General features: G+C 38.8%; 1 protein-coding gene. It reads right to left on the bottom strand.

Features of this window, described 5'->3' with window-relative positions; genetic code table 11:
* Window positions 1-100: 100 nt before the first annotated feature.
* Window positions 101-382, bottom strand: coding sequence for a hypothetical protein (locus H0248_RS21550; protein WP_180787430.1), 282 nt, complete (start codon window positions 380-382; stop codon window positions 101-103).
* Between the last annotated feature and the right edge of the window lie 180 nt (window positions 383-562).

The following is a 562-nucleotide window of genomic DNA, read 5'->3' as shown; positions in this document are numbered from 1 at the left end:
CACAGAATGATTTACAGGGTCTTTTATCAAGACCTCTGGGTGATTTAATTTTATTATTTACTTTTTGAATCAATCAGAGATTCAACGTCACATTTCAGTATTACTTTTTCTTGGAAGCCGCTTTGGATTTACCCTTCAGCAATTCCCGAACTTTCTTTAGTTCTTTCTGCGTCAACGGCGCTTCTGCTCCGACTTCTTCTGTACCCTGACTGTCCACTAATTCAGAAGACAACTCAGCGGTCTGGTGGCTTTCATCGAAACTTCTCAGTAATCGGGCACTGACTTCTGCACTGATAGATACTTCGTTTTCCAGGGCAGCCGCTTTGATTTTTTCTTTCAGCTCTGGGGAAATCTTCAGGGACAGGCTAGATATCTCACTCATTTTATTACCTTTCTCATGGGGTAAAATAGTAAGCTATGACAGCCAGCAAGCAATGTCCATACTGAAATAAAAATTTAATATTTCTGTCACATAAAAAACGTAATCAGACTCTTAGCAAAGAGACTATTGTTTTGCTATTTTTATTTCCCTGCCGAATACTAAATAGCTTTGCATATTACC

It is taken from the genome of Pectobacterium brasiliense, assembly GCF_013449685.1.
GTDB lineage: Bacteria > Pseudomonadota > Gammaproteobacteria > Enterobacterales > Enterobacteriaceae > Pectobacterium > Pectobacterium brasiliense_A.
This window is presented reverse-complemented; position numbering and strand designations above follow the sequence as displayed.

Coding starts and splice junctions, on each gene's coding strand:
- H0248_RS21550 (WP_180787430.1), bottom strand. CDS start 382: ATGAGTGAGATATCTAGCCTGTCCCTGAAGATTTCCCCAGAGCTGAAA.